General features: G+C 34.3%; 23 protein-coding genes and 3 tRNA genes. 18 read left to right on the forward strand and 8 right to left on the reverse strand.

The window, feature by feature from the left end; translation table 11 throughout:
- The first annotated feature begins 65 nt into the window (after positions 1-65).
- From FNJ88_RS10820 to recO, 4 genes are read left to right on the forward strand one after another with little or no spacing between them, the layout of a single operon-like run.
- On the forward strand, positions 66-836 hold the full coding sequence (locus tag FNJ88_RS10820; protein ID WP_143853132.1) for a 5'-nucleotidase C-terminal domain-containing protein: 771 nt from the start codon (positions 66-68) through the stop codon (positions 834-836).
- On the forward strand, positions 829-1779 hold the full coding sequence (locus tag FNJ88_RS10825; RefSeq protein ID WP_143853133.1) for a bifunctional metallophosphatase/5'-nucleotidase: 951 nt from the start codon (positions 829-831) through the stop codon (positions 1777-1779). The genes FNJ88_RS10820 and FNJ88_RS10825 overlap by 8 nt, the downstream gene beginning before the upstream one ends.
- A 4-nt stretch (positions 1780-1783) precedes the next feature.
- Positions 1784-4033 carry a T9SS type A sorting domain-containing protein gene (locus FNJ88_RS10830; RefSeq protein ID WP_143853134.1) on the forward strand — a complete coding sequence of 750 codons (2250 nt, stop codon included), beginning with the start codon at positions 1784-1786 and terminating at the stop codon, positions 4031-4033.
- Positions 4033-4722: a DNA repair protein RecO gene (recO, locus tag FNJ88_RS10835; protein WP_143853135.1), complete on the forward strand. Its 690-nt coding sequence runs from the start codon at positions 4033-4035 to the stop codon at positions 4720-4722. The genes FNJ88_RS10830 and recO overlap by 1 nt, the downstream gene beginning before the upstream one ends.
- A gap of 69 nt (positions 4723-4791) precedes the next feature.
- Here recO and FNJ88_RS10840 read toward each other — a convergent pair whose 3' ends face one another.
- Entirely contained in the window at positions 4792-5502 is a 711-nt protein-coding gene (locus FNJ88_RS10840) for a hypothetical protein (RefSeq protein WP_228414525.1), read from the reverse strand.
- Between the two features lie 74 nt (positions 5503-5576).
- Here FNJ88_RS10840 and FNJ88_RS10845 point away from each other — a divergent pair, with 74 nt between their 5' ends.
- Positions 5577-6014, forward strand: a complete 438-nt coding sequence (locus FNJ88_RS10845; RefSeq protein WP_143853137.1) for an RNA-binding S4 domain-containing protein — start codon at positions 5577-5579, stop codon at positions 6012-6014.
- Here FNJ88_RS10845 and FNJ88_RS10850 read toward each other — a convergent pair.
- The gene (locus FNJ88_RS10850; protein ID WP_143853138.1) at positions 6011-6520 is read right to left on the reverse strand and encodes a shikimate kinase; all 510 of its coding nucleotides are present in this window, start codon (positions 6518-6520) and stop codon (positions 6011-6013) included. The two genes, FNJ88_RS10845 and FNJ88_RS10850, sit on opposite strands and share 4 nt — an antisense overlap.
- 108 nt (positions 6521-6628) lie before the next feature.
- Here FNJ88_RS10850 and FNJ88_RS10855 point away from each other — a divergent pair.
- The 3 genes from FNJ88_RS10855 (at position 6629) to FNJ88_RS10865 (ending at position 6939) form a co-directional block, all read left to right on the forward strand.
- Positions 6629-6701 (forward strand) — tRNA-Lys (locus tag FNJ88_RS10855).
- A gap of 38 nt (positions 6702-6739) precedes the next feature.
- Positions 6740-6822, forward strand: a tRNA-Leu gene (locus FNJ88_RS10860).
- Positions 6823-6866: 44 nt separating this feature from the next.
- Positions 6867-6939, forward strand: a tRNA-Lys gene (locus tag FNJ88_RS10865).
- Positions 6940-7046: 107 nt separating this feature from the next.
- On the opposite strand, the gene panC is transcribed toward FNJ88_RS10865, so the two are convergent.
- On the reverse strand, positions 7047-7895 hold the full coding sequence (gene panC, locus FNJ88_RS10870) for a pantoate--beta-alanine ligase (RefSeq protein WP_143853139.1): 849 nt from the start codon (positions 7893-7895) through the stop codon (positions 7047-7049).
- A 196-nt stretch (positions 7896-8091) separates the two neighbouring features.
- Between panC and FNJ88_RS10875 the strand changes: the two genes are divergently transcribed.
- From FNJ88_RS10875 to FNJ88_RS10920, 10 genes are all read left to right on the forward strand, one after another.
- A complete protein-coding gene (locus tag FNJ88_RS10875) occupies positions 8092-8862 on the forward strand; it encodes a glycogen/starch synthase (protein WP_143853140.1) in 771 nt (256 codons plus the stop codon).
- Positions 8863-8872: 10 nt separating this feature from the next.
- On the forward strand, positions 8873-10447 hold the full coding sequence (locus tag FNJ88_RS10880; RefSeq protein WP_143853141.1) for a DUF4270 family protein: 1575 nt from the start codon (positions 8873-8875) through the stop codon (positions 10445-10447).
- Between the two features lie 18 nt (positions 10448-10465).
- Positions 10466-12319, forward strand: a complete 1854-nt coding sequence (gene glmS / locus FNJ88_RS10885; RefSeq protein ID WP_143853142.1) for a glutamine--fructose-6-phosphate transaminase (isomerizing) — start codon at positions 10466-10468, stop codon at positions 12317-12319.
- Positions 12320-12429: 110 nt separating this feature from the next.
- Complete coding sequence (gene gldK / locus FNJ88_RS10890) at positions 12430-13812, forward strand: gliding motility lipoprotein GldK (RefSeq protein ID WP_143853143.1); 1383 nt, start codon at positions 12430-12432, stop codon at positions 13810-13812.
- 45 nt (positions 13813-13857) lie between these two features.
- The gene (gene gldL / locus FNJ88_RS10895) at positions 13858-14544 is read left to right on the forward strand and encodes a gliding motility protein GldL (protein ID WP_143853144.1); all 687 of its coding nucleotides are present in this window, start codon (positions 13858-13860) and stop codon (positions 14542-14544) included.
- 53 nt (positions 14545-14597) lie between these two features.
- Positions 14598-16157, forward strand: a complete 1560-nt coding sequence (gldM, locus tag FNJ88_RS10900; RefSeq protein ID WP_143853145.1) for a gliding motility protein GldM — start codon at positions 14598-14600, stop codon at positions 16155-16157.
- 190 nt (positions 16158-16347) lie between these two features.
- Positions 16348-17283 carry a gliding motility protein GldN gene (gldN, locus tag FNJ88_RS10905; protein WP_143853921.1) on the forward strand — a complete coding sequence of 312 codons (936 nt, stop codon included), beginning with the start codon at positions 16348-16350 and terminating at the stop codon, positions 17281-17283.
- Positions 17284-17368: 85 nt separating this feature from the next.
- Positions 17369-18400, forward strand: coding sequence for an NAD(P)/FAD-dependent oxidoreductase (locus FNJ88_RS10910; RefSeq protein WP_143853146.1), 1032 nt, complete (start codon positions 17369-17371; stop codon positions 18398-18400).
- Between the two features lie 23 nt (positions 18401-18423).
- A complete protein-coding gene (locus FNJ88_RS10915; protein WP_143853147.1) occupies positions 18424-19245 on the forward strand; it encodes a hypothetical protein in 822 nt (273 codons plus the stop codon).
- 719 nt (positions 19246-19964) lie between these two features.
- Positions 19965-22292, forward strand: a complete 2328-nt coding sequence (locus tag FNJ88_RS10920; protein WP_143853148.1) for a M12 family metallo-peptidase — start codon at positions 19965-19967, stop codon at positions 22290-22292.
- A 440-nt stretch (positions 22293-22732) separates the two neighbouring features.
- On the opposite strand, the gene FNJ88_RS10925 is transcribed toward FNJ88_RS10920, so the two are convergent.
- The 5 genes from FNJ88_RS10925 to FNJ88_RS10940 all read right to left on the reverse strand — a co-directional run bounded on the left by FNJ88_RS10925 (position 22733) and on the right by FNJ88_RS10940 (position 24979).
- Complete coding sequence (locus FNJ88_RS10925; RefSeq protein ID WP_143853149.1) at positions 22733-23431, reverse strand: hypothetical protein; 699 nt, start codon at positions 23429-23431, stop codon at positions 22733-22735.
- Between the two features lie 309 nt (positions 23432-23740).
- Complete coding sequence (locus FNJ88_RS10930; RefSeq protein WP_143853150.1) at positions 23741-24037, reverse strand: hypothetical protein; 297 nt, start codon at positions 24035-24037, stop codon at positions 23741-23743.
- A 1-nt stretch (position 24038) separates the two neighbouring features.
- Positions 24039-24311, reverse strand: coding sequence for a hypothetical protein (locus FNJ88_RS10935; RefSeq protein ID WP_143853151.1), 273 nt, complete (start codon positions 24309-24311; stop codon positions 24039-24041).
- Positions 24312-24315: 4 nt separating this feature from the next.
- Positions 24316-24507 carry a hypothetical protein gene (locus tag FNJ88_RS14335; protein WP_185145815.1) on the reverse strand — a complete coding sequence of 64 codons (192 nt, stop codon included), beginning with the start codon at positions 24505-24507 and terminating at the stop codon, positions 24316-24318.
- 13 nt (positions 24508-24520) lie between these two features.
- On the reverse strand, positions 24521-24979 hold the full coding sequence (locus FNJ88_RS10940) for a hypothetical protein (RefSeq protein WP_143853152.1): 459 nt from the start codon (positions 24977-24979) through the stop codon (positions 24521-24523).
- Between the last annotated feature and the right edge of the window lie 32 nt (positions 24980-25011).

A 25011-nucleotide genomic window follows, 5' to 3' on the forward strand; every position in this document is an offset into this window, starting at 1 on the left:
TTTAATTAAAAAAGAGATAAGTTTATATTCATATCTTTATATTTGCAACCACAGATTTAGGGATTATGAAGACAAAATTTTTAATGCTCAGTTTGGTGTTTTTATCGATTATCTCGTGTAGAACTTCACTAAGCTTTGCCAGCGTTCAGACCGAGAAAAATATTGCTATTTCGAAAGATTTACCAGAAGATCAAAATTTTAAGGAAGTTATTAAACCTTATAGAATGGAATTGGAAGGTAAAATGAATACCAAAATTTCTCATACATCAGTAGATTTAACGAAACAAGGAGACAATAGTAATCTGGGCAATCTTCTTGCAGATTATACTTTTGAAGGTGCCGATGAGTGGGCGAAAAAGAATGGAATTCCAAACGGAGTTGATGGTGCGGTGATCAATATCGGGGGAATTAGAACTACGATTGCAGTAGGTGATATTTTGACCAGACAGATTTATGAAGTAATGCCTTTTGAAAATGAAGTGATGATCATGAAGATGAAAGGGACCGATATGCAGGGGCTTTTTGATTATTATTTGAAAACATTGAAAAATAATCCAGTTTCGCACATTGTTATTGAAACAGATAAAGATAAAATAATCAAGCAGCTCATCAATGGAAAACCTATTGATCCTCAAAAAGTGTATTACATTGCAACCTCTGATTATTTGGCGTTAGGTGGAGATAATATGGATTATTTCAAAAAAGGTGAAATGATTTCAACAGGTGTTAAATTACGTGATTTATTTCTTGAGAAATTTATTGCTAATCCTGAAGTTAAAGTTCCTACTGATATGCGTTTAGATTTTAAAAATAAGAAAAACAAAACTGATGAATAGGAAACAGTTTCTGAAAACGATAGGTGGTGGAACATTAGCCATGACATTGGCTCCCAATCTTTTGATGGCGGAGAGCTTTTCGTTATTAAATTCCGCATCGGAATATCAATTGACCATTCTTCATACGAACGATCAACACAGCCGAATTGAACCTTTTGATTCGAGTTATACCCGTAATCCTAATCAAGGTGGTTTTGCAAGACGTGCTGCTTTGATTCAGAAAATTCGTGGTGAAGAAAAGAATATTCTGCTGCTCGATTCGGGAGATACTTTCCAGGGAACACCTTACTTTAATTTCTTCGGTGGTGAGTTGGAGTTCAAATTAATGTCCATGATGGGTTATGATGCCTCGACAATGGGGAATCATGATTTTGATAACGGCTTGGGCGGATTCAAAAAAGTAAGATCAGCCGCTAAATTTCCTTTTATATGTTCGAATTATAATTTTAAAAATACCATTCTAGATGGTGAAACGGAGCCTTACAAAATTTTTAATAAAAATGGAATTAGAGTTGGGATATTCGGAGTAGGAATTGAACTTTCGGGTTTGGTTGGTAAAAAGGACTACGGTGAGACAGAATATTTGGATCCTGTTGAAATAGCCCAGCATTATGCTGATTTCTTAAAAAATGATAAGAAATGTGATTTGGTTATTTGTCTTTCACATATAGGATTTGATTATAAAGATGATCCAAAAAAAGTTTCAGACAAGATATTAGCAGCAAATACCAATGGAATTGATTTGATTCTAGGGGGCCATACGCATACTTTTCTACCCGAACCGCAGTCTTTTATGAACAAGATTGGGAAAAATGTTCTGGTCAATCAGGTTGGTTGGGCAGGATTGCTTTTAGGGAAAATTACCTTTTATTTTGATAAAAATAAAAATGTGAAAAATATTTCCTGGAATAATCAAGTTATAGATGACAGCATTCTAGTATAATCGAATGAAAAAAATAACAGCTTTTTTAATTTTTGTCCTTTCATTTCATGTATTTGGCCAGAAAATTTCTTCCAGCAAATGGACCGATTTGTTTTCTTATAACAATATTGTTGCCATTCGAGAAGATAATGGGCGACTTATCACAGCTACGGAGAACGGCATATTCTTCTATACACCAGCATCAGGAGAGATTACCAAATTATCCAAAGCGAATGGTCTTCATGAAGTAAAAATATCCGCATTTGACTACAATCCTGAAACAAAAATAGGTTTGGTAGGATACAAAAATGGAGCTCTTGATGTAATTACTCCAGACGGTATAACTTATGTGGTAGATATTCCTATTGCTACAGGATATAATGGAGAGAAGAAAATCAACCATATTTCTATTACCGGAAATTTTGCTGTGATCTCAGTTGGTTACGGAGTTTCAATTTTTAGATTGGATAAAAAAGAATTTGGTGATTCTGCATTTTTTATCAATTCAGGAATTTATCAGGAAGTTAAGGAAGCTGTGATCAAAGATAATGCAGTGTATGCTGCTACATCAACCGGGCTAAAATCGCATTCAATGCCCGATCCGACCAATGTAACATTCCCTATATATAATACCTGGACTACGATCGCTAGTGGTGATATTAAGCAAGTGGCTACAGGAGGCGTAATTGCTTATGCACATAATAATAAGGTTTATTATTCAGCAGGTGGTCCTTTCTCAGTGTTATCGCAAACCTTTTCAAGCATTCAAGATGTGGTTGTAAATTCACAAAATCTAATTGTGGCCAATGGAAACTCTTTATCTGCATTCGACTTCTCCGGAAATAGCATTAAATCTTTGGACGCTACTGAAAAAGTAAATACAGGCATATTTACCGACTCCAAATTGTATGCAGGAACCAAATTATCTGGAATTATTAATGAATCTGGCGAGCATTTAAAACCAGATGGTCCTTACAATAATACATCGTATAAAATTGATATACAAGGAGATAAGCTCTTGGTTTCAAGCGGTGCCCGGGAAAGCTATAATAACGCAATCTATAATAATTTAGGTTACTATCATTTTGATGGAGCGAAGTGGATATATCCCGAATTGTTTAAGAATTCAAATGTTACTTACAATGTTTTAGATGCCGTTATAAATCCTGCAAAATTATCTGAGATATTTTTTACCAACTATTCCACGCAGGATGGTAGTAAAGGAATTTACAAAATGAATGATGATCAATTTGTAAAAATTTATAAAAGTACCGGTGGATCTTATAATAGGGTGGTTGGGTGTACATTTGATGAGGATAATCAACTCTTTGTGTCAGTATGGAGTGGTGGAGATACTTCAGGCAAAGGAGGCTTTTATTATTATAATAGTAGTATAGATGATTTTAATTTGGTATCAGTAACTACATTGGGAGTACCTCAAAAACCGTTTTCACACGATGGAATTCTCTATATTTTCTCTGCGTTCTTCAATACTACGGGTGGTATGCTTATCTATGATTATAACAAAACATTATCTTCATTAGGAGATGATCGGTTCAAATTAATCAGACAGGGAAATAACCTTCCGGCAGATGGCGTTGTCTCTGCGGCATTAGACCAAAATGACGATTTATGGATCGGAACGAGAATCGGCCTTCGCATATTGCAAAATCCAAGCAGTGCAATAGATGAGGCTAATCCACAAACAGAACCAATTATCATTGAAGAAAATGGAGTAGGAGAAGAATTATTTAGGGATGGACAGATATTGCAAATTGAAGTCGACTCTGGAAACCAAAAGTGGGTTTCTGTTGATGACGGAGGTGTGTTTTATTTAAGCCCGAATGGTGAGCAAACATTAACTTTCTTTAATCGTGCAAATTCACCGCTGCCAACTAATAACGTAACCGATATAAAAGTTGATAAAAAAACTGGGAAGGTTTATTTTGTGACTTTAGATGGAGTCGTGGTATATCAAGGCGATGTTTTAACAGTTACTAAGGATTTTGGAGATGTTCTGGTTTATCCCAATCCAGTAGTTTATGCACAATATAAAGGTAATGTTAGTATTCGTGGCCTTGCTGCAAAAACGAATATCAGAATTACAGATGCTGCCGGAAATTTAGTTCATCAAGCTGTGGCACGTGGTGGTTCTTATGAATGGAATTTAGCAAATCATCGTGGGGTACGTGTAGCATCTGGAATTTATTTCGTCTTAATGACCAATGAAGACGGAACAGATACTGCGACTGCAAAAATTGCTGTTGTTAATTAATGGAGACGCAGAGTTGCTTTCTTCTTTCTTATTTAAAATATGGCGACTATGATGCAATATTGCATTGTTTCACTAAAGAGAACGGTTTTCAAAGTTTTTTTGCAAAAGGAATTTACACCGCTAAAAATAAAAAGAAACCATATTTATATCCGCTCAGCTTATTGCAGATAACAACTTCTAAAGCTTCTAATAGTGGTGGTATCTCAAGAATTTCAAAGATGGAACTAGATTCTGATTCGTATGATTTTTCAGAAATATCGATGACGGCTATTCTTTTTTTTATCGCTGATTTTCTACATCAAGTTTTAAGGGAAGAAAGTGCTAATATTGTAATGTTTGATGAAATCAATAGTTTAAAAAGAGAAATTTCGCTGGGTAATTCTGATGCGTATTTATCCTTTATCTTTAGATTTTTAAAATTATCGGGCTTAGCGCCATTAAATGGAGACGGAAAATACTTGAATCCAGAAAGTGGTATTTTTGAAAATGAAATATCTCACCGTATTTTTAATCAGGAGATTTCTGACCTTTGGAAAACGCTATTGACTATAAGCTCTATTTACAGCTTAGATCTGAAACGAAATCAAAGGAATACATTCTTAGACTCCTTGATAATTTATTGCCAATTTCATCTTGATTCCTTTTATACGCCCAATTCTCTCGCAGTGGTTAGGCAGATCTTTGACTAAATATCGACATTTGAATACATAAAAAAAGTTCCTCATCACTGGGAACTTTTCAATATTAATAAAATAAGTTTACTCTTGACTAGTAGGTCTCGTCTCAGCTTTGTAGATTTGGAAGTTAAAGACAAAACTTCGATTTGCCAACGAAACATTTGAATAGTTGAAATGGGGATCACGAGCAAATGCTGCTCTTGAAGGAACTATAATAACTCCTTGTAAGTTATAATCACTCTCATTTGGAATATCGTACGCTTTAAATTTCTGAAGAGCCTCTTTAAATCCTTCAATCTCGTAATAATTACGTTTTTTTTCAACTTCAGAAGTTCCAGAATTCAGTTTAGCATTATTTACATAATAAAATATAGGATCTTTGTCAGGGACACCCAGTCCAGCAAGATTATTGCTAAATAAAAACGGTGATGTAAAAGATACTTTAGAGTCAATCTCTTTAGCTATATATGTATTGGTATAACTCATTAATCTAATAATGTCAGTGTTGCCAATCGCATTTCCGGGATTAGGTTGAGCATTAGCTCTCATCACGTAAATTACTCCTGAAGGAAGTTTAACAGGGTTAAGAGCGGATAGTTTAACATTGGTAACATCTGCGGCGTCTAATTGTTTTATATTCCCTTTGCTGTCGAAATAATGGGTCTCTAAAAATTTAGTAGCAGCTTGATCATCGTAACTATTTTGCGTTTCTATACTTACTTCTGGTATTACTTCTCCTTCATCCTCTTTTCTACAAGAGGTAATTGCTATTGAAGCCAATGCAAGAAACAAAAATGTTTTTTTCATATTTAATAATATCATTAAATTGCTAAAATTATTTAATGCAGCAAAAGTATAAATAAAATATGAGAATAGATAAATTTTTATGGTGTGTTCGCTTTTATAAAACAAGAAGCATTGCCGCAGACGAAATTAAAAAGAACAGAGTGTCCCTCGCAGGTCAAACTGTAAAATCTTCCAAAGAGGTGAAAGAAGGAGATGTACTTAAGATTCGAAAAAACCAAATTGACTATCAGCTCAAAATTTTACAAATTCCTAAAAGTAGGATAGGATCAAAATTAGTTCCAGATTTCATTGCGGACAAAACAGAGAAAGAGCAGTACGAGATTTTAAAACTAAGAAAGCTTAATCAGGAGCATTATAGAAATAAGGGAGAAGGCAGACCAACCAAAAAAGACCGTCGGGATATTGATGGTTTTGTTGTTGCAGATGGCAATTCGGAGATGGAAAGCGGTGATTGGGATTTGTTTTTTAGTGATGTGGAGGAAGGTTCGCTTGATTAAATAAGTGAAATAATTTCGTCTGTGATCTCTTCCGGAGTTTTAGAATTTGTATTCACTGTATATTTTGCCTGACTATAGAATGGCTGTCTTTCAAAAAGATGCTTAGCAATGAATTCAGGAAGATTTTCGTTTGTTATTTTTGCGATGAGGGGCCTTTTGTTTTTGTGAAGCAATAATCGTTCTGTTAAGTTTTTGATGTTTGTTTGTAAATAAATACTTGTACTTTTTTCATTAATGATTTTCATATTGTCATAGTACGCAGGAGTTCCACCGCCTAAACTTAGTATGCAGGCTGTTTCTGAGTTTAGACATTGTTCTAAAATCTGCCTTTCTTCCTTCCGAAAGTATATTTCTCCTCTTTTTTCAAATATTTCTGCTATTGAAGAATTATTTTGTAAAGAAATCTGGTGATCCAGATCAATTAATTTTAACCCTGTTTTTTTGCTCAAAACTTTGGAAATGTGAGATTTGCCACTTCCCATATAGCCGATGAGTGAAATGATCATATTTTTATTTTGTACAAATTACCAAAAAAATTTTGAGATTTTAAAAAAATAAGTATCTTTGCACCACTCTAAAACGAGAATATAATTATTCAAATTTTAGTGGTGACCGACTCGGTAGCTCAGCTGGTAGAGCAATACACTTTTAATGTATGGGTCCTGGGTTCGAATCCCAGCCGGGTCACTAGCGAAAAAATTCCGTATTTTTTACGGATTTTTTTTGCCTGCGTGGTGGAATTGGTAGACACGCCATCTTGAGGGGGTGGTTTCCTATGGATGTGCTGGTTCGAGTCCAGTCGCAGGCACACAGCAAAAACTATTAGATGGTAAATTTATTTACAAATTCTAAGACTCGGTAGCTCAGCTGGTAGAGCAATACACTTTTAATGTATGGGTCCTGGGTTCGAATCCCAGCCGGGTCACAAAAATTACTTCTTCGGAGGTAATTTTTTTTTCATATTAATATTTTGTGATTTGGTGTTCAAAAGTCTTCCAGTTAGGAAGACTTTTGATTTTTAAATTATTATCACTAGTCCAAATGTAAATTATCAATTAATCGCACATCACCAACATTTACTACAATAAAAGCTCGGTAATTTTTATCTTTATAAAAGAAATCGGTTTCCTTTAAAGTCTGTTCATCAGCAATTTCAAAATATTCTAAAACCATTCCTCGTTGATCGTCAAAAATATCTTTAACACGTGTGTTAATTTCAGGAATGGTGATTATTCTAAACCAATCGTTCACTTTTAATAGAGTTTCATGAAGTACTTTGGCAGCATCTCGTTGCGCGCTGCTTAATCTTTCATTCCTTGAGCTCATCGCCAGACCATTTTCTTCGCGATAAATTGCAACTCCGTGAATTTTTATAGGTAATTTTAATTGTTCTACCAATTTTTCAATGATCGCCAATTGCTGAAAATCTTTCTCTCCGAAATAGGCGTTGTCGGGTTTAACCTGAAGTAATAGTTCTTCCACGACCGTACCCACACCATCAAAGTGCCCAGGACGAAACTTTCCTTCCATTTCGTTTTCTAAACCTTCAAAATCAAATGATTTACTTTTTGGACCTTCTGGGTAGAGGTCTGCGACTTCTGGAAGATAAACCGCATCAACGATGCCGGTCTTGTCTAATAAGTTAATGTCTCGGTCCGTGTTGCGTGGATATTTCTCTAAATCCGTAGCATTGTTAAATTGAGTAGGATTTACAAATATTGATGATATAACAAGATCATTCTCCTTATTTGCAATTTCGTACAAAGATAAATGTCCTTGGTGTAGCGCCCCCATTGTTGGTGCGAAGCCAATTCTCTTGCCCATTTCTTTCTGTCTTTCAATATAGTCTGTAAATGGCTTTTTTGATCTGAAGATTTCCATAAGTATACTTGTTAGTCAATGTAAAAATAACAATTTTCATCAAATTAAAATATTTAACAATCATAAATATCTAATTATTTATAAGGCTTTCCTACTACAAATATTAAAAAATGTTAATTAAAATATATTAGCATAAAATTTCGTAATTTTGCACAGTAGAATATTCTGCCCAAAAATTAGAAGAAAGTTAGAATTTATGCCGAACCAAAAGATTTTATATGTCACCACGGAGATGTTTCCTTATCAAGAAGACAACAACATGGCGACCATGGTGAGTAAGATGGCGCTTAAAATGCATCAGGAAGGGAATGATGTGAGAGTGTTTATGCCAAAATTTGGCCAAATAAGTGAAAGAAAATTCCAACTGCATGAAGTTATTCGCCTTTCGGGGATGAATATTATTATCAACGATTTGGATCAACCTTTAATTATTAAAGTTGCATCACTACCTGGCGAGCGTCTTCAGGTTTATTTTATAGACAATGAAGAATACTTCAAAAGAAAGCAGTTTTACATTGATGATGAAGGAAAGCCTTTTGGAGATAATGACGAGAGAGCCATGTTTTTTGCACGAGGAGTGATCGAAACGATTAAAAAACTAAATTGGGTTCCTGATGTAATTCATCTTAATGGATGGATGGCGTCTTTTATTCCTGTTTATTTACAAACTTTTTACAAGAACGATTCTTACTTCAAAGATTCAAAAATCGTACTTTCTGTTTACAATGAGGAGAATTTAGCATTGTCTGAATCTGTGGAAGAAAAGATGAAGTTCGACAATATTACCGGATTGAAAGCGTTTGAGAAGCCTAGCTTTCAAAGTTTTGTGATTGAAAGTATGGATTTGGTCGATATGGTAATTAAAGGGGATGAATTTTTAGAGGAAGAACTTGATCAAGCATTCAGTAAAACGAGTACGACGAAATCAGAATACATCGACGCTTCAACAATCAACAATTTATACTAATTTACATTTAATGATAAGAAATATTAAAGAATTATTCAAAATCACTACAACATTGGTGATTGGGAGTTTAATTTTATGGAATTGTGAATCTGATGCTGACCAGCTGGGATCCCAATTTTTTCAAAATGGTGCAACTGGTGTAGAAAAAACTTATCCGATAGTTGCCTACAATGTATTCAATAATAATTCAATTAGATCAGATGCAGATCGTTTACAAAGCGCGACTCTAGGTGCATTTCGAGAATCTCAATTTGGATTGCAGAAATCTGCGTTTGTAAGTCAGGTTCGTTTGTCTGAGTACAGTCCTGATTTTGGAACTAATCCCGTATTGGATTCAGTTGTTTTAGTAATTAAGCCGCAATATGCTGCAGATTCATTGACAACAGATACTGATGAAAATTATGTTTATCCTGTCGGATTAACTCCTGCGAAAAAAGTCTTGAGTACTTATCCGGTATTAAAATATGGTAGAACTAAAATTGCTTCTAAAACACTTTTAAATTTAAAAGTAGAAGAGGTTACTGAGTTTCTTTCTTCACGTGCGGATGAAGTTCAATCTGATCGCAATGTTACGACTGGAGCTGTACTTGGAACTAAAACTTTTGACGGTAATGTTCGTGCTGTAAAAATCACTAAGAGTTCGGATAATAGTTCTCTAGTGGATCTTCCAGCTGCTATAAGAATACCTTTAGATAATACATTTTTCACCAATAAAATTTTAACAAAAGGTTCTTCTACTGAATTACTGGATGCAGCCTCTTTTATCAGATATTTTAAAGGTATTAAAATTTCAGTGGATGATAATGACGGCTATATTTTTAATTTTGATCCTAATGGAACAGAGATTAATCTTTATTACAAAAAAGACAAAGTTGAAGGTGCTGTAACTACACGCGAGCAGTCTATTTATGTTATGAATGCGGGATCGCAGAATGCTCAATTTAACCAATTTACATTCGACAGAACTAATACCCCATCTGAATCGGTTACAGCAGCGTCTTCACAAGACTCTATTGTTGGAGCATCGAGGCTGTATGCACAGGGAATGGGAGGTCCAGGTATTGGTCTTAAAGTTCCTGACGCAAAAATTGCCGAGTTAAAAGCATTATATCAGACTGACAAAATTGGAATTATCTCTGCTAAGATGAGAATATATACCGATGCCGGAGCGTGGACGAGTAAATATAAAAAACCTATGGATTTCGTCGTGCAGCACAAAGTTGGCGGTGTTACTTTGGATACTTATTTACAAGATTTGGCTACATTGCCTCTTAGCGGTATGTATCGTTTGGTGAAAGCTTACGATTTAGAAAAAAATCCAGCTTATTATGATATAAGTATTACACAGACTTTTAAAAATATTATCGAATCGAATAAGACGATACCAGCACACTTTGTTGTGAATGTAGGTGCTTATACTTATGATACTAATGGTAATTTGGTAGGAGCAATGTCACCAGGAGTTGGCCAAAATTTCAATACAAGAAGTTTTACACCTTATAGAGCAGTGTTTGTAGGAACTGATCTTGCTAACCCAGATAATCCGACGAGTGCAAAATTAATTCTTACTTACGGTAAAAAATAGAACTAAAACGAATATAATATGTGTGGAATTGTAGGATATACAGGTTTTCAAGACGCTTATGAAGTAGTGATTAATGGTCTTCGCAGATTAGAATATAGAGGATATGACAGTGCAGGGATAGTTTTGGACAATAACAAATCAGACTTCTTCGTTGCAAAAACTAAAGGTAAAGTTGATGATTTGGTTGCGATTTCAAGTGAGCTCGCAGGTAAATCTCATGTAGGGATGGGGCACACGCGTTGGGCTACTCATGGGATTCCTAGTGATAGTAACTCACATCCGCATTTATCAAATAATGGTAAGATCGCATTAGTGCATAACGGTATTATTGAAAATTATGATACTCTAAAAATTATGCTAACTGAGAAGGGATTTACCTTCAAGTCAGAAACAGATACAGAAGCCCTGGTTAATCTTATTCAGTATTTTATGGATACCAATCCAGAATTTGATTTCCCAACTTCAGTTAGATATGCGCTAAATGAAGTTTATGGAGCATACGCTATTACAGTGATGCATGATGACTTTCCTGGTTTACTGGTTGTAGCGCGATTAGGTTCGCCTTTAGCAATTGGTTTGGGGACTAATGAGTATTTTATTGCGTCCGACGCTTCACCATTTGTAGAGTTTACAAAAGAAGCTGTTTATTTGGAAGAAGGGCATATGGCTACTATTTCATTGGAAAATGGAGTAGATATCAGAAATATTAAAGATAATGTCAAGATAACACCTGAAGTACAGCAACTTAAATTAAGTTTAGAACAGATTGAAAAAGGTGGTTATGAGCATTTCATGCTTAAAGAGATATTCGAACAACCTAAATCGATTCATGATACTTTAAGAGGAAGACTTTTGGTAGAAGAGGGTGCTATAAAAATGGCGGGAATTTGGGACCACTTAGAAAGAATAAATCAAGCACAAAAAATTACCATTATTGCATGTGGAACATCTTGGCATGCAGGATTAATTGGAGAGTATTTAATTGAGGAGTTTGCAAGAATTCCGGTAGAAGTTGAATACGCTTCCGAATTTAGATATAGAAATCCAATTATTTCAGAGAAAGATATTGTAATTGCAATATCACAGTCAGGAGAAACTGCCGACACCATGGCAGCTATTAAAATGGCTAAAGAAAAAGGTGCTTTTGTTTATGGTATTTGTAATGTAGTTGATTCTTCTATTTCAAGGGTGACGGATGCAGGTTCCTATACTCATGCCGGACCAGAGATCGGCGTTGCTTCAACAAAAGCATTTACTGCACAACTCACTGTGCTCTCTTTAATTGCTTTGAAATTAGGAAAACATAACGGACATCTGGGTAACCAAGAATTCATGCGTTTAATTACAGAATTAGAAGCGATTCCAAAGAAAGTTCAAGAAGTATTAGAAAATACGCATGAAATTACGAAGGAAATCGCCAAAGATTTTGTTGATGCTCAGAATTTCTTATACTTAGGAAGAGGATATAACTTTCCAGCAGCATTAGAAGGTGCTTTAAAGTTGAAAGAGATTTCGTATATTCATGCAGAAGGTTATCCCGCCGCAGAAATGAAACATGGACCCATTGCGTTGATTGATGAAAATATGCCCATCGTAATTATCGCACCTAAGCAAGGACACTATGATAAAATTGTAAGTAATGTTCAAGAAATAAAAGCAAGAAAAGGAAAAGTGATCGCTTTAGTTAACAAAGGAGATACTCAAGTTTCTTCCGTTGCTGATTATGTGATTGAATTCCCTGAGACTTCGGAATGTTTTTCACCAATTATTGCATCAGTTCCGTTGCAGCTGTTAGCATACTATATAGCTGTTTATAGAGGTGCAAACGTAGATCAACCAAGAAATCTCGCAAAATCTGTTACTGTAGAATAACATTAATTAATAGATCTGTAAAATATTATAAACTATTTTACGTTTTGGAAAAAAAATAACAATGTTTTCCGAAAAAATTATATATTTACCGCTTAATTTTAAAATTTAGAATGAAAAGAGTATTCCTTATATTAATGTCAGCTGCTGTAGTGATTTCTTGTTCAAAACGAGGAGGAGCGTCAGCTGGAAAACCTGGGTCAAAAGGAGAACTTGTGACAAAAGGGAAGTCGAAATCTTTTGTGTCGCAAAGACCTTATGGTATGGTTGCAATCCCAGCCGGCTCCTATGTAATGGGAATGGCTGATCAGGATTTTACCAATACCCCAGAGAAGGCGACTCTTAAAACAGTTACTGTTTCCTCATTCTTTATGGATGAAAGTGAAATTACCAATGCAGAATATCGATTATTTATTGATTACGTGCGTGATTCTGTTGTACGATCTTTATTAGCTGAAGCAGATGAAAGTGGTACATATGCATATGCTGCTAAGAAAGCAGGTAATCAAAATGCGTACCAAGAGTATTTGGATTCACAAGGGGGAAGAGATGGCTATGATGAATCCAAGAAATTAGATTGGAGTACTCCTCTTCAATGGAGAACATCTAACTATCCAGATGCTAAATATGCGGAGATTTTAGAATCTATTTATATTCCACCAGCAGAGAGAATTAATAATGAAAGAATTATCGACACCAGAAAGTTACTCTATGCCTATAATTGGGAAGATATAGAGTCTGCTGTCAAAGACAAGTCTAGAGGTGCTAAATATCTTAAAAAAGAAAGTATCGCAGTATATCCAGATACAACGGTTTGGTTAAAAGATTTTAATTATGCTTACAATGAGCCTTTGTATGAAGGTTACTTTTGGCATAATGCTTATAAAGCTTACCCTGTAGTTGGAGTAACTTGGGATCAGGCCAGAGCTTTTTGTAACTATAGATCTAAAATGAAATCTGACTACAACGAAGCTTTAAAAAAGAAAAAGCAAAAAGCGATGGCATTTAGACTTCCTACAGAAGCAGAGTGGGAATATGCAGCGAAAGGTGGAAAAGAGAATGCAACCTATCCTTGGGGCGGTCCGTATTTACAAGATGACAGAGGTTGTTATCTAGCGAACTTCAAACCGAAACGAGGTAATTATATTGAGGATGAGAAAAAAGGTACGTATACCTATACAGCTCCTGTAAAACAATTTGCGAAAAATGGCTTTGGATTATATGATATGGCAGGAAATGTTGCAGAATGGACAGAATCTCCTTACAATAATTCAACCTACCAATTTGCTTCTACATTAAATCCATATTTATCAAATCAAGCTTACAAAGAACCTCGTAAATCTGTAAGAGGTGGTTCTTGGAAAGATATCGGTTATCTTTTAATGACTGGATATAGAGATTACGAAAGAAAAGATTCTGCAAGAAGCTATATCGGATTCAGAACAGTACAAGACATTCCTGATGGAACAGCTAAGTACAAGAAAAGAACAAGATAGATTACAATTATACTTTAAATAAACTAACAAATACAACTCAAACTTATGTTCAAAGACAAAGCTTCAATTTCAAATTTCATCTATTCCTTTTTCGCGGCAATCGTGTTACTAGGTGCTTTATTTAAAATGACACACTGGAGTATCGGGCCAATAGGTGGAAATTTAATGCTAGGTATCGGTTTGGGTGCTGAAGTTTTAGTATTTCTATTTATGGCATTTTTTCCAGACTCAACTGATACAAGTTATGCGTGGGAAAATGTATATCCTGAATTATTAGACAAAGACACTGTACCAAGTAAAAGAAATGTTGGTAATTCTATGCAATTAGCGGAAGTTAAAGAATTAGAAACTTCGTTATCTGATAAATTAGATGCCATGCTTGCTGATGCAAAACTGGATGTAACTTTATTTGAAAGATTAAGAACAGGAATTGATAAATTTTCAAATTCTGTAGAGCAGATCAATCAAACGGTGGACGTTTCTGGATCTACTCAAAAATACAATGATCAGTTAGTACTTGCTGCAAGTCATTTAGAAAGTATGAATGCTCTATATTCATTACAATTAGAACACGGTAAAGCGCAATCAGAATACAGTAAAAAATATGTAGAGGATATGCAGAAATCTGCAGCTCATTCTGAGAAATTTAATGAAGAATTATCTGGATTAACTTCTAACCTTAATAGTCTTAATAGAGTATACGGCGGAATGCTTAGCGCCATGAAATCGTAGTTCCTAAACCATTATAATTAAAATTTAAAATTATTTACAAAATTTACTAAAAAATGGCACAAGGAAAACAGTCACCTCGTCAGAAGATGATTAACTTGATGTATTTAGTTTTCATTGCTATGCTTGCAATGCAGATTGATCAAGAAATTATTCGTTCTTATAAAGACACTACAGGTTCATTGGTTGAGACCAGAGAACTTACAGAAAATAACAATTCAATATTTAAGCAAACTTTACAAGCGAAGGCAGCAAATACGCCGGAGACTTTTCAAGGTGCATTGGAGCGATACCAAGGATTAGAAGAGAAATCAGATAATTTGGTTAAGTATATTGATGATTTGAAATTAGAGTTAAGCAAGGAAGCCGATTACGATAGTAAAGCTGAAATTCAGGAAAGTTTCGCTGCTCTTAACAATACAGAGCCATCGACATCAGTTTTCTTTACTAAAGGAGATGAAAATATTCCTTCCAAGAAAGCAAGCGACTTAAAAGCAAAAATTGAAGATTACAAAAATTATATCAATCAAACTTTAGGGTCAAATAATTTGATGAAATCTGTTGTTGATAGAACCAATAAACAGATGATTACTGAGTATAAGAATGCTAGAAACGGTAAAAAATGGTTACAGTATCAATTTTACAACCAACCATTAATTGCTGCTTTATCTAACTTAGAAATTATTCAGGCTACAGCCAGAGGAATTCAGGGTGATGCTCTTTCGGTAATGCTTCAAGAAAAAGTGGATGCAGATATCAAATTTGATGCTTATTCAGCAATTGTTTCGGCGCCAACTATTGTAGTTCAAGGTGAATCTGCTCAAGGTAGAGTTGCTATTGGAAATTATTCTAGCAATGTTCCGGGACTTAACATGCCAGGTTTAACAATACAAAATGGTCAGGGAGTAAGAAACTTAGATACAGGATCTTTAGGTGATAAGAGCTTTAGTGGTACTATATCATTTAAAGATGTTAATGGAAAAGAGATCCCTTTAACCTATAACCATACCTATAAAGTTATTGCAGGTGCTCAAGAATTAAAAGCTCAAAAAGGGGCAATTTTAACGGCAGATAAAATGAACGTTCTGTATAGAGGATTACCAAATCCAATTTCTGGATCTATTCTAGGTGCAGATATGTCAGGAATTTCTTTATCAGCAGCAGGAGCATCCGTAAGTGGAGGTGGTGGTAAATGGACTGTTACTCCAGGAGGAGGTAATACGGTAACATTAACTATTTCCGGGCGTGATCCAAAAGGAGGTTCAATATCTCAAGCTTTTCCTTTCAGAATTAAAAATGTCCCACCACCAATTGGACAAATTCAAGGGAAAAATGTGGTGTCGATGCCTGCAAGTTCCATTGCAAACCAGAGAGTTACGGCGGATATGCCAGACTTTGATTTCGATGTACGCTTTACAGTAAACAGTTTTATGTTCAAAGCTCCTGGTAAAGCAGCTATGTTAGTAAACGGAAGTTCACTGAGTTCTGTAGCAAACCTTACAAAAGGGTTAAGAGCTGGTGATATTGCTTACGTATTTAATATTCAGGCTACCGCCACGGGGTTAGGAAACCAACAATTAAAAAATATTGGTAACGTCATAATAAACGTACAATAATAACGTTCGAAGTAATGTAGGTGAAATTTCATCTATCGTTTAAATTTTTACAATGAAAAAGGTCATAATAATACTTCTTGCAATTAGTTTTACTTCGGTTGGAGCACAAACTAAAAAGAAGACCAAGCGTAAGGCTAAACCGAAAACAACTGTTGCTACTAAGCCTTTAGAAGTTGATCCTGCATATGAAATGCCGGAAGAGACCAATACAGGTGGAGTTCAAGTTGATGATTCTCCCATTAATTCAATGTCGATTTTGAATGCGAAATCTCCGGAATCTTTTAGAAAGTACAGGGAATTGAACATGATTAAGAAAGGAGATTCTATGGTTTCTACTAAAATTACACCTTTAAAGTATGGTTTTATAGAAGACAAGGATATTCTGAAAAGTATGGTGGTTTGGGAAATTATTGATATGAATGACAAACTCAATCAACCCTATTATCATAATGAAGATGGCTTAATTTCGCAGAACAAATCGCTTTATCAGATATTATTTGATGCCATTAATGACGGTAGAATCAAAGAGGTTTATGATGATGAGTTATTCGAAACCAGATTAAGTCCAGAAGCAATTCAGTCGCGGATTAAAAGTGAAGTGATGAGTGATGCTGGAATTGACAGGATTAATGAAACTGGTAAATTAACTGACGACGAGAAGAAAGAATATACTAATGTTTACGAAACTAAAACGGAAAACGTTAAGGTTTTGAAAATCAAAGGGATGTGGTATATCGATCGAAGAGATAGTCAAATGAAGTATCGCTTGCTGGGAATTGCAGCGATGGGTCAGGATCCTTCGACAATGGGTCAGTATGGTCCAGATGGTCAACCTTTAGCTTCAAAAGATGAACTGATTGATCTATTTTGGGTTTACTATCCAGATGCGCGAGAAGTTTTGGCGAATTCTGTAGCATTTAACAACAAGAATTTATCTTCGGATATAACTTTTGATGATTTATTAAATGCAAGAAGATTCTCTACAGTTATTTATAAATCTGATAACGGTCTCGGAAATGGGGTGATCAAAGACTATATCCCAAATGATGCAGATGAGCAATTGGAAGAGAGCGAGAGAATTAAAGCTCAGATCCTGCAGATGGAGAGTGATATGTGGAATTACTAAGCAATTTGCTTGAAAATATAAAAGAACCTGGGCACATTTGCTCAGGTTTTTTTGTTTAATTGAACCTTTTACAATTTAGTTTAAAATGAAGAATGTAGATTATATTATTGTTGGTGATGGTTATGCCGCAATGTTCTTTGCCCACCAATTAATAAAACACGAGAAATCTTTCATAATGTTTGCCGGCGAACGTAAAAGTGCGTCACGTGTTTCCGCAGGTATTGTGAACCCATTGGTGTTAAAAAAATTTACGACTTTTTGGTTAGCAGCAGAGCAAATTAATTTTCTAACAAAAACAATGTCGGAAATTGAAGAGTACACTGGCGAAAATTATTTAATTCATGAAAGTATTCACCGTATTTTTCATGATGAAAGAGAAAAAGAATTATGGTTAATTAAAACGGAATTGGATGAATTGAAACCGTTCCTTGATCCGGCATTTGAATCCGTAAATACCCTAATCAATCCATATGGTACAGGTAAAGTAAAGCATTCGGGTCGCGTTGATGTGAACGCTTTCTTCAATGGTATTATGGCTTATTTGGAACAGAATACAATGGTAGTCGCTAAAGATTTTCAATATCATAAAATAGAGGGAAAGACCTACGAAGATTTTGCTTTTAAACACATTGTCTTTTGTGAAGGAATGGGTGTGCGCTCAAATCCTTTTTTCAAGGACATTCCTGTTATTCCAAATAAAGGACATCATTTGAAGGTTCGGTTATCAAAAAAAATGGACAATCAATATACTTTTAAGAAAAAACATTTCTTATTTCCACTTAATGAACAATCCTATTATTATGGAGGAACTTATGATCCCAACGAACGGGAAAATGATATTGATGATTTTAAGACGGAAGAGCTGATTCAGGGATTAAAAGAATTTTATCCACATGATTTTGAAGTAGAAGAAGTTAACTTCGGTTTTCGCCCTACGGTAAAGGATCGGCGTCCTATTCTGGGAAATCATGCTCAATATCAAAATTATTATCTGTTTAACGGCTTAGGTGCCCGTGGTATTTTAAATGGATGTTACTTTTCACAGGAACTATATGACCATATTGAAAATGGGAAAGAGCTAATGTCGGAAGTAGATTTAAGAAGATTCCAGAAATAATTTCACGCTTAAAAGAAAAATCAGTGCAAAAAATCATTTTATTTTTTACTTTAGTTTTGGTTCTTTCTTGTGGGTCTGCGGAAAGTCAAGATTCCTCTCCTCTTGTCTTAGATACCAGTACTTCTGGCAAAGAAACTCAAGAATTAAGTACATTAAATACAAATCCTAAAAGGCAAAAGGATAATAAAATTGTTTATCAAGAATCTACTTATGATGATCCGAAGTTTATTTCTCAGATAGTAGATCATCAAAATAATTTAAAGCGACTTTCAGATAATAAGATATTCTCTAATATTAGTTTACAACTTCTAAGTCGGCTTAACAAAACGCATCAAAAATATTTTAAAAATCACGCCGAATTTGAACTTCTTTCTGCCGCAGAAGGAAATTTATTTCGGGGACAAGGAAAAGATGCAGTATTCTTCGTGTACGATAAAATAAGAAATAGAGGGGTTTTCTTGGTATACCATGATAATAAAAATCGTTATTTTCAACTTTTTACTGAGATACAAGTTGTTAACGGGTTAGAAGGTGCAAATTGTAATTACGGTAACTTTGGCTCTCTGGACTATCGATTTTCGGAAGTGCTTATTGAACAGGAAGAGTATCTTACCAAGAATCCTTATCTTTTTTTGAAGGACCTTCCAATAAAGATTACAGACTTTAGAAAAGATAAAGACTTTGTATTAAAAGAAGGTTGTTTTGCTAAAACTTACATCAAAAATGAAATATCGGATGCGTTTTGTATTTCAACAAGTTCTGTTTATAATAATTGGGAATGTTTACGATATGACAAGAGCAACAACACTTTTAATATTTTCTATGGACAAGCTTTTGCGGATTAAAAATTCCATATAGCTTTTTGAAAATAATTTTTAGTATTCTATTAATTTGGGATTCTGTTCAAGTAAGTTTTATCAGGTTAATATCTTAGATTTAAAATATCGTGCTTTCATTCATGCAATACTGCTCGAGCCTGACTTAATTATAAAAAAAACTTTTCTATTTTGTATCATTTTTTAATATGCAAAATATCTTCACAAAGTAGTTCGTATAGAGATCAATAGGATTTTTAAAAAGATTAGCTATTGATAGATCTGTTAAGGACTGTACATTTTATCTTGTTAATTATTATAAATGTACAAGGTATTCGGAATGTGAATGTTGATGTAAAGTGTTAAAATATAGGGGTTTATTCCAACGATAATAAACGAAATTTAGATTGTGAATAAGACTTACATATTACATATTTATTGATTTTTAATTAAAAAGCACGTATTAAAAAAAATTGTTTTTTATTAAAATATTGAAATATGTCTTATGAAAATTGTCTAGTTAATAATTATGCAATGCATAAACAATATTTTCTATCACTTTTAACAATAAATAAAAAATTTCACTCATTTAATAGGTATTCAACTATAATCATTGGCCAATATATTTTCCATATCATTAAATAAAATTACATAGTAAAATATTAATAATATTTTCGGGTTTAGTTTATGTTTTTAAGGTATTTAGTTATAAATTCGTGCTGTTGATCCAATAAAAACACAAAACAATTATGAAAAAACTAAATCAGTTTTTAGCAGCGTTGGCTTTTGTATTTACTATGCTTTTTACGACGCAGGTAAGTGCACAGACCTTTGTTGTTAAAGGTATTAAGGTTGCTCATGTCGATGGAAGCGCAACAGGAAAAAACAATTTCGGAGAAATTAAATCGGTTTCGAATACGTTTAAGAAGTATGATGTTTTTAAGCTAAATATCAAAGATTTGGCAACTCATGTAAAAGGAGCCAGCGGGACTACAATTATTAATTTTGCCTTAGGTGAAGCTTATCAGTGGAAGATGAATATTGAGCATGTTGATCTTTATTCTCCAAATGCAAAAGGGTATGAACTTACCGAAAATGGACAAAAAGAAGTCGCTTTACCTAGAAATATCTTATTTAAAGGGACTGTGAATGGTAATAAGGCAGACGAAGCCAGACTTACTATAGCGGATAATACTATTGCCGGAATGCTTATGATCGGTGATGAAAAGTATTATATCGAAAGTTTAAAAAACATTGAAAAAAGTGGAGATGTTGAAAACTACGTTATCTATAAAGCATCCGATGTAGTTGAACGTCCAGACCTATTTTGTCAAGCCACCAAAGACACTCGAGGTGCTGCTGATGTTAATAATGATCTGGAGACGGGTAAAGCAGGTTCTTGTAACGGTCAGTGGGTAAACAAGATTGCGACTTATGCTACCTATAAAAGATTTAATTCTGCTGGTGGAACGACTCAGGTTAATACGGAGATCTTAACCATTTTAAATAATGTGCAGGCGTTCTATAATGAATATAATTTGAAATTAGTTGTTACAGAGCAAAAAGTGGCTACATGCAGTACTTGTAACCCATGGGGTGATCGAGATAATAATATCAACAGTCTATTGGATGGTTTCACGAGTTGGGGTCCGACAGGTTTTACCAGCACTCATGATCAAGGAATTTGTTTTTTTGATGGATCAGGATCGGGCGCAGTTGGCTTGGCGTGGGTTGGAACAATCTGCACCAATAATAGATATAATGTTTGTGATAAGTTGGGTTCATCATCACAGAATCGTGTTCTGGTAGCACATGAAATGGGCCATAATTTTGGTGCCAATCATGATGCAGCAGGTAGCAATTATATTATGGCACCAAGTGTAAGCGCAGCAACTACATGGTCTTCATCATCCAAAAATGCGATCAGTGGTCATATTGCTAGTAGAAGTTGTTTATCTTGTGATGCCGGCACGACCCCAACAGAATGTAATATTCCTACAGGTTTAGCAGTAGAGAATCTTACTGCAACTGCTGTTACTTTGAACTGGAATGATATTTCAGGTGCAACTGGATATACTTTGCAGTTTAGAGCTACCGGAAGTTCCACTTGGCAGTCTTTTGATACTACGGCGAGTGTTCTTGATTTAAGTGGATTGACAACGGGAATTACGTATCAGTGGCAAGTTAAAACAAAATGTTCATCATCTTCTAGCAGTGCTTATGCTGGAGGATCTGACTTTACGTCTGAAACGGATACACCACCAGACACTTGTGCTGCACCTGCATCTGCTTCAGCGTCAAATATTACCACTTCGTCAGCTACAATCAATTGGTCTTCGGCAGAAGCTCCAAATTATTATATTTACGTTTTACCTTCAGGAGGGAACTGGTATTTAGCTGCGTCTGAATTAACGGGTACCTCTTATAACTTAACGGGACTGACTGCAAATAAATCATATACGATAGAAGTATATTCTAATTGTTCAAACGGTGCAGTTGCTAAACGTTTTACCTTCACAACTTCATCCAACCCATCATCGTGCGGATCTCCTATAAATCCATCGATAGTTACACAATACGGGGATTATGCTAAATTAGCTTGGGGAGGAGTTTCAGGTGCTGGTACATACACGACCCAAATAAAACCATCATACAGTTCGTCTTGGTATATTTATACTTATCCCAATACGAGTATTGCTTTTCAAGGTTTGCAATATGGCGTAACTTACCAATGGCGTGTAAGAAGCAATTGTAGTAAAGGTTCATCCGATTACGTTTATGGACCAAATATTAATGGTTATGCGAGAGGATATATGGAATTGACTGTCGCTAAAGAAGAGAAATTAACTATTTATCCGAACCCAAGCAAGAGCAATTTTACTTTGAGGGTAGAAAATTCAAGTTCCCAATTTGGAGACATGGAAGTTATTGACATTTCAGGGAAAGTAGTTTACAGTGCTTCAACGGTCGATTTAAGTTTACCATTGGTATTCGGGGATCAGTTAGTGGCTGGTATCTATATTGTTAGAGTGATTACCGCACAAAAAACTACCGTTTCAAAAGTGATCAAGTTATAATTTTAATACTTTTAAAAAGGGGCTGTTCAGAAATGAACAGCCTTTTTTTATAAATATTTTTAATCAAATAAACCCGGTGAGAATATTCAATTATGAATTGACTCTTGTAAATCATTTTTTTACAATAAAATAGAATAAATCTTAAATTCCAAAAGGTAGATGAGATAATGTGGAAAATAGAAACTGCGATCAATAAGACATCCTCCTACCGAAAAATAGGCATTTTATAAAAAATAGGTATAGAAAAGATGAGACTTTCGGTTCATTAAAATAGACCAGTCTTAATAATTATTATCTTTAAATTCACTTCTTTAGATAAAGTTAAAACCCATTCGTATTGAATTAAATTCAGTTTACTCTTCTCAAATTCTTCCTGAAATTTTTCGGTGATCACAAATTTTTTCTCTGCCACGGTCACACTGCTTTTTTCGTAGGATTTACTATTTCTCGAAATCCAATTCTTTATCTCTAATCTTCTTGAGTACAGGAAGTAGGTCAGGGAATTTATCAACTCTAGCTTCTGTCCAAAAATAATATGGGAAACCATTATCACTGAAGTTGTTTAAGATAATTGACAACCTTCTTCGTTTTTCATCTACCATATATTTGAATTTAGTTTCTTTCGCATTGAAGATAAATTCACTAGATTTTTTCTTATACCTTAAATCCAAATTAGGTACGATGCTTTGCTCAATGAAGGCAATGAATTCATCTATTTCATCAATACCAACCCATGCCGACATATAGTCATCATTCCCCATTAAACCTGGATTTAAAGACATCGCGCCAAGAATTACTGCATTTGCACCTCCTTTTTTGATATACATATCAACTTGTAAAGCATTAGTAGTTACTCCGCTTTTGAGATTAACAATCTGCACAGGATAAAACTGTACGCTTTCTCCAATCCCTGATTTAAATTCTGCCATATTGCTCCAATCTTTGTTAATTCTAACAATGCTGGCGTCAATAATCATTTTCCTAGCATCAGACATCTCTTCAATTTTCTCGAAAGAATCGTCTTTGGAAGTCGTTGTCGTAGGTTGGTTTTGATTGGTTTTCGGTGTTGTCTTTTTCTTTTGTGCGGCTGCTAAAGTTGCAACACTTAATGCAGTAACCAGAAGTAAATTTTTCATCATAATTTTTATTTTAATAAGTTTTTTTAAATATATTACAATTATTGTAACCTGGCAATAACCTTCACTTTCCCAATAACCACGTTATCGATGAGCACCGTTTTGTATTCTTTCAGTTTTTCTATTTCCTGCTTTTTAATGGAAATGGTTATAAAAATTTTATATCATACAAAACAAACAGCCAAAACTTTATAGTTTTGGCTGTGTTTTTGGCTGTAATTATCATAAGTAGTTGATAATCAAATGGAATTGTAGAGAGGATGGGAATCTAAAAAACCAATCCAGTATATTGTAAACAATTGAAAATCAACATTAACAGTATTCTGATTTTGTTGTTTTTTTAAGTGTTTTGTTTATTTTTTGTTTGTATTTTTCATCGGAAAGATTGAAGATCCAATTACTATCAATATTTAATTTCTTGCACACATTCTCAATATGAAGAGGGGTGAAATGATAACTTTGATTAGGATAATTCTCACTTTTTTTGATCTTGGCAAAGTTTGCTGGATTAATTTCTATGATCTCACAGAATTCTTTATCTGAAGAAATTTTATTTTCAGATTTTAATAGCTCAACGAGTTCTAATATTTTTCTGTCAGAAGTGTACATATTACCTAATTTTTTTAATGTATTTACGGTAGAATTTTGCGCATGATGATTCCTCCTTATAAATAACCAAGTCTCCTTCTTTAACCCCTTCAACATCTGCGCACTTAAATGTTCTATCTAAAGTCATTGGAGTTTCACCACATCCAACAACTGGACAACCGGAACTTCTAGTGCAATATTCCATAACAGTCCATTCTTGCGTACAAAGTGTGTTTTCTGAACTGTCCCTTGAGCATCCCATAATTAGGGGGATTAAAAATATTAGTTTTTTCATTCCTTTATTTTTTATAAATGAGAACATTTACATCTTCTTGCGAAACGCCATTTACTTTCAATAAATGGGAAAGTAAGTTGATCATTTTGTTCTGATTTTTTATTTGTGTATCAATTCGAAACACATATCTAATTATTGCGATTTGTATTGCGACAACAAATATTGACACGATTAAAATTGGTAAAATACTTTCCATATTGTTTCAGTTTTTATTTTGATGTAGAAAATCGCTCACCAGGAACGACAGATTTTTTGTCTTTTTTTAATTGCTGGTTTTCTTCCTCCAGTTTCTCAATTTTCTCCTTGTAGAAATCGATCTTCTCTTCATAAAGATGCAAGCGTTCCATAACTAAAGATAAATTCTCATCGAGTTGCGAATACTCCTTTGGTTTTTTGTGATGGATATCTAATGCATAAGGCATTTCCCCTTCTCCAGTAATGAACCAATCGTAATTAAATGAAAATTCTTTCGCGAATTTTTCTAAAAAACTTTTTGTTAAATATCTCGGATCACCTTTGATCGCTCTAGAAAGATTAGATTTTGCGATTAGTCCCCGATCAGATATGTCTTTTTGATTTTTTATAATTTCTCTTCCTTTTAATAAAGCAATGGCGGAATTAAATCTTTTTGCGATATCAATATTGTTTGTATCATCTTGATCTTTCATATATTTGGTTAAAATTTGGTTTATGATTATTT

Source organism: Chryseobacterium sp. SNU WT5, assembly GCF_007362475.1.
Taxonomy (GTDB): domain Bacteria; phylum Bacteroidota; class Bacteroidia; order Flavobacteriales; family Weeksellaceae; genus Kaistella.

What these genes read in the sequence shown, in the direction of transcription:
- FNJ88_RS10820 (WP_143853132.1), top strand. Translation starts at nt 66, where the DNA reads ATGAAGACAAAATTTTTAATGCTCAGTTTGGTGTTTTTATCGATTATC.
- FNJ88_RS10825 (WP_143853133.1), top strand. Translation starts at nt 829, where the DNA reads ATGAATAGGAAACAGTTTCTGAAAACGATAGGTGGTGGAACATTAGCC.
- FNJ88_RS10830 (WP_143853134.1), top strand. Translation starts at nt 1,784, where the DNA reads ATGAAAAAAATAACAGCTTTTTTAATTTTTGTCCTTTCATTTCATGTA.
- recO (WP_143853135.1), top strand. Translation starts at nt 4,033, where the DNA reads ATGGAGACGCAGAGTTGCTTTCTTCTTTCTTATTTAAAATATGGCGAC.
- FNJ88_RS10845 (WP_143853137.1), top strand. Translation starts at nt 5,577, where the DNA reads ATGAGAATAGATAAATTTTTATGGTGTGTTCGCTTTTATAAAACAAGA.
- FNJ88_RS10850 (WP_143853138.1), bottom strand. Translation starts at nt 6,520, where the DNA reads ATGATCATTTCACTCATCGGCTATATGGGAAGTGGCAAATCTCACATT.
- panC (WP_143853139.1), bottom strand. Translation starts at nt 7,895, where the DNA reads ATGGAAATCTTCAGATCAAAAAAGCCATTTACAGACTATATTGAAAGA.
- FNJ88_RS10875 (WP_143853140.1), top strand. Translation starts at nt 8,092, where the DNA reads ATGCCGAACCAAAAGATTTTATATGTCACCACGGAGATGTTTCCTTAT.
- FNJ88_RS10880 (WP_143853141.1), top strand. Translation starts at nt 8,873, where the DNA reads ATGATAAGAAATATTAAAGAATTATTCAAAATCACTACAACATTGGTG.
- glmS (WP_143853142.1), top strand. Translation starts at nt 10,466, where the DNA reads ATGTGTGGAATTGTAGGATATACAGGTTTTCAAGACGCTTATGAAGTA.
- gldK (WP_143853143.1), top strand. Translation starts at nt 12,430, where the DNA reads ATGAAAAGAGTATTCCTTATATTAATGTCAGCTGCTGTAGTGATTTCT.
- gldL (WP_143853144.1), top strand. Translation starts at nt 13,858, where the DNA reads ATGTTCAAAGACAAAGCTTCAATTTCAAATTTCATCTATTCCTTTTTC.
- gldM (WP_143853145.1), top strand. Translation starts at nt 14,598, where the DNA reads ATGGCACAAGGAAAACAGTCACCTCGTCAGAAGATGATTAACTTGATG.
- gldN (WP_143853921.1), top strand. Translation starts at nt 16,348, where the DNA reads ATGCCGGAAGAGACCAATACAGGTGGAGTTCAAGTTGATGATTCTCCC.
- FNJ88_RS10910 (WP_143853146.1), top strand. Translation starts at nt 17,369, where the DNA reads ATGAAGAATGTAGATTATATTATTGTTGGTGATGGTTATGCCGCAATG.
- FNJ88_RS10920 (WP_143853148.1), top strand. Translation starts at nt 19,965, where the DNA reads ATGAAAAAACTAAATCAGTTTTTAGCAGCGTTGGCTTTTGTATTTACT.
- FNJ88_RS10925 (WP_143853149.1), bottom strand. Translation starts at nt 23,431, where the DNA reads ATGATGAAAAATTTACTTCTGGTTACTGCATTAAGTGTTGCAACTTTA.
- FNJ88_RS10930 (WP_143853150.1), bottom strand. Translation starts at nt 24,037, where the DNA reads ATGTACACTTCTGACAGAAAAATATTAGAACTCGTTGAGCTATTAAAA.
- FNJ88_RS10935 (WP_143853151.1), bottom strand. Translation starts at nt 24,311, where the DNA reads ATGAAAAAACTAATATTTTTAATCCCCCTAATTATGGGATGCTCAAGG.
- FNJ88_RS14335 (WP_185145815.1), bottom strand. Translation starts at nt 24,507, where the DNA reads ATGGAAAGTATTTTACCAATTTTAATCGTGTCAATATTTGTTGTCGCA.
- FNJ88_RS10940 (WP_143853152.1), bottom strand. Translation starts at nt 24,979, where the DNA reads ATGAAAGATCAAGATGATACAAACAATATTGATATCGCAAAAAGATTT.